The sequence below is a fragment of the Streptomyces sp. NPDC102274 genome (genome assembly GCF_044766385.1).
GTDB lineage: Bacteria > Actinomycetota > Actinomycetes > Streptomycetales > Streptomycetaceae > Streptomyces.
In genome coordinates this window covers 1-3414 of the sequence record NZ_JBIWLW010000123.1, presented here as the reverse complement: position 1 = coordinate 3414, position 3414 = coordinate 1, and the positions used below count along the sequence as shown (strand labels likewise).

Here is a 3414-nt window from a genome sequence, read left to right as displayed (position 1 = left end):
ACATGGAGCCCGCTGACGCGGACGTGTACTTCGGGAAGGTGCTGCGGAACTCTCCCAGCGGCACTCGACTGGGCCGGTCGCAGGCGCTGAGCACGTACTTCATGTTCCTGGAGCTGCGGCACAAGGTCGAGATCCACAGGATGACCGGCCGGGTGGTCGAGTGCCCGATCGACGAGATGAACCGGCCGCGCGGGGCCAAGGACGCCCAGTTGCGGATCCCTCCAAGTGAGTCGGAGATCGGGACGCTGTTCACCGGCTGGGGCAGCGGGCTGGCGACCTGCAGGAAGTTCGCCCCTACCGCCCGGAACTACACCGCCTCGAAGCTGATGTCCCAGGTCGGCCTGCGGGTAAGCGAGGCATGCGGCCTCGACCTGGATGACATCAAGTGGGACCTGGGCCGCTTCGGCAAGCTCCACGTCCGCCACGGCGAGGGCGCCCGCGGCTCGGGGCCGCGCGAGAGGATGGTGCCGCTGATCAACGGTGCTGACCGGACGCTGCGGTGGTTCATCGAGGACGTGTGGGGTCAGTTCGACGACGACCACACTCGGCCCGGCGCCCCGCTGTTCCCGAGCGAGCGGAAGAACACCGACGGTTCCGCCCGCCGGGTCGGTGACGACGCCCTGCGCAACGGTCTCGACAACGCCGTCGAGGCTCATCTGTCGAGCTGGACGGACAAGCTGACGCCGCATGTCCTGCGGCACTTCTGCGCGTCCCAGCTCTATGGGAACGGGCTGGACTTGCTCGCAATCCAGGAGGTTTTGGGACATTCCTGGATCGCCACCACGATGCGGTATATCCACGTGCAGCAGACTCGGGTCGAGGATGCCTGGGCCGCCGGGATGGAGCGGGCCGCGAAGCGGCTGGAAGGACTGGCCCGATGAAGTGGAACCTGCGGCTGACCGCCGCGAACAAGGGTATCTGGAAGGCGTCCGAGCTTCAGCGGAGCCTGGCCGAGCACGGCCTGGTGATCTCGGCAGGGAAGATGTCCGGGCTGTGGTCCGGCCAGCCGGTCTCTCTCAAGCTGGAGGACCTGGACGTCATCTGTGTCGTGCTCGGCTGCGAGATCGGCGACCTGCTGATCCCGGAGCCGCAGAAGGTTACGCGCCCCGGCGAAGAAAACGTCACCCAGTCTGCTGTCGGCGCCGCCGGACCGGTTCCGGCGGTGGTGCCCAAGCGCCGCGACGGCCGGTCGCTGCCGCCTGCATGAGCCGGTATCCGAAGGGCTACCGCAAGCCCACCGACTCCTGCGACGGTTGCCTGGCCTGGGGCGACTTCAGCGGACGGCTCTGCCCTGCCTGCTACATGTTCGGCCGCAGCCACGCGACGGCCGTCTGCGCTGGCTGCCGCCGCAGCCAGCCGCTGAAGTGGGGTTACTGCCGTCTGTGCTGGTGTCAGGTTCGGCTCCACGCCAAGGCCACTGCCGGTCAGCCGCCGACCGAGGCTGACGTGAGAGACCGGCTCAGCGCTGTCCGGCACCACCAACTGTTCCTCATGGGCTTGCACTACCGCAGAGGATCTGCCCCCGTCGTCGCGCGACGCGGAGGAGGACGGGGAGCCGTCCGGAAGCCGCCACCCGCGCCGGCCCGGCGGCCGAGTGTCGACTGGAGACAGCTGCCGCTTTTCGGGCAGGTCCCGCGTGCCTACGCCCGTCTCGACCCAGCCGCCGTCGATCTGGCCAGCCCCTGGCTGGCCTGGGCGAAGTACCTCGCCTACCAGCTCGCCGAGGGCCGTGGCTGGGGGCGTAACATCCGCTTCGCCGTCAACCGCGGCCCGGCCCTCGTCCTCACCGGCTACGTCGAGGGCGACGTCATCCGGCACACGGAGATCTTCGCCCCGCTGCGGGCCCTGGACCTGCCGGTCGGCCACACCGTCACGGTTCTGGAAGAGATGGGGATCTTCGAGGACGACAGCGAACCCTCCTTCGAACGCTGGCTGGCCGAGAGGCTGGAGGGTCTCGCACCCGGCATCCGCTCGGAGACCAAGCGCTGGACCCGCGTCCTGCGCGACGGCGGCCCCCGCAGCCTCCCGCGACGGGAGGGCACGGTCTGGCTCTACCTCAACCGAGTCCGTCCGGCCCTGCTGGAATGGTCGAACCGCTACGACCACCTGCGAGAAGTGTCCCGCGACGACGTCCTGACCTACGTCAAGACACTGCACGGCCACCAGCGTCACGACCAACTCGTCGCCCTGCGATCGCTGTTCACCTGGGCCAAACGGAACGGGCTGATCTTCCGCAACCCCACCAGCCGGATCAAGGTCGGCCAGTACGAGTACGCCGTGCTGCAACCGCTCGTCCCCGTCCAGGTCGACCGCTCCGTCGCGGCGGCCACCACACCGGCAACGCGGCTCATCCTCGCCCTCGCGGCGGTCCACGCCGCCCGGGTCGCCCAGATCGCCACGCTCATGCTCGACGACGTCGACCTCGGCAACCGCCGGCTGACCATCGCCGGACGCGTCCGTCCGCTCGACGACCTCACTCTGAAACTGCTGCTGGACTGGCTAGAGCACCGCCGAAACCGGTGGCCGAACACCGCGAATCTCCACCTGCTGATCAACAACCAGACCGCCACCAAGACCAGCCGCGCCAGCAATCACTGGATCAGTGCCTCGATGCGCGGGCAGGACGCGACACTGGAGCGGCTCCGCGTCGACCGGCAACTCGAAGAGGCCCTGACCCACGGGCCCGATCCGCTCCACCTCGCCGAGGTGTTCGGGCTCGACGAGAAGACCGCCATGCGCTACGCGGACTCCGCACGAGCCCTGCTGGAACAGAGCGCTGAACAGCAACTTTGATGAAACCGGCTCGACCGGGACGCACCATGAAGGGAATCATGGGCGAGTGACGTCGACCGAAGCAGCAACACTCGCTCTACAGGACCATGCCGCCCTCTGGAGCATGGGGGAAATCCGTGCGAGCGATGTCGTCAATGCCGCCTGTGATGCGCTCGTCGCCGGACTCGATACCCCTGGCCTTCGACTACTCGCCGCCTGCACCCGCGCCGAGGCGGACTACGACGTCCACGAGTTGCTGCCCAAGGCACTCGATGAACTCGACCTCACCTTTTATCCGGTCGCCAGCGATGCCGGCCAAGAGGCCGCCGCCCGGGCGCTGGCACGACGCATGCTCGCTGGCGAGCTCACTCCTCGGGAGTTCACTTTCCGGACTCACCAGCGCTACGGACATGAGCTGCCCCTGACTGAGCGGCTCGCCGAACTCGATGACGAGTACGACACCATCGAATACGGCGACAGAACTCTGAACCAGGTCGATGCCGAGGTCACGGCCGAAGCCCACCGCCTCGCAGCACACCCCACGGTTTCCGCTGAACCCACGGATACACCCAGCTGATACACACGGACCAACCCGTGAGTTCCCGCCGAACAGGCTTCAGTTTCCCTGAACTCGCGGGCCTC

The 3414-nt window shown here is 67.8% G+C and carries 4 protein-coding genes; all 4 read left to right on the top strand.

Annotated elements, in window-relative coordinates; genetic code table 11:
• Positions 1-881 (top strand): tyrosine-type recombinase/integrase (locus ACIRQP_RS42260; RefSeq protein ID WP_403900773.1); only part of this gene is annotated, 881 nt, incomplete at its 5' end.
• The gene (locus tag ACIRQP_RS42255; RefSeq protein ID WP_403900771.1) at positions 878-1207 is read left to right on the top strand and encodes a helix-turn-helix domain-containing protein; all 330 of its coding nucleotides are present in this window, start codon (positions 878-880) and stop codon (positions 1205-1207) included. The genes ACIRQP_RS42260 and ACIRQP_RS42255, both read left to right, overlap by 4 nt.
• Complete coding sequence (locus ACIRQP_RS42250) at positions 1204-2793, top strand: hypothetical protein (protein ID WP_403900769.1); 1590 nt, start codon at positions 1204-1206, stop codon at positions 2791-2793. The genes ACIRQP_RS42255 and ACIRQP_RS42250 overlap by 4 nt, the downstream gene beginning before the upstream one ends.
• 46 nt (positions 2794-2839) lie before the next feature.
• Positions 2840-3349 carry a hypothetical protein gene (locus tag ACIRQP_RS42245; protein WP_403900767.1) on the top strand — a complete coding sequence of 170 codons (510 nt, stop codon included), beginning with the start codon at positions 2840-2842 and terminating at the stop codon, positions 3347-3349.
• The last annotated feature ends 65 nt before the right edge of the window (positions 3350-3414 follow it).

Bases quoted from the DNA above. Each gene is read 5' to 3' on its own strand.
- ACIRQP_RS42250 (WP_403900769.1), top strand. From the start codon at position 1,204: ATGAGCCGGTATCCGAAGGGCTACCGCAAGCCCACCGACTCCTGCGAC.
- ACIRQP_RS42255 (WP_403900771.1), top strand. From the start codon at position 878: ATGAAGTGGAACCTGCGGCTGACCGCCGCGAACAAGGGTATCTGGAAG.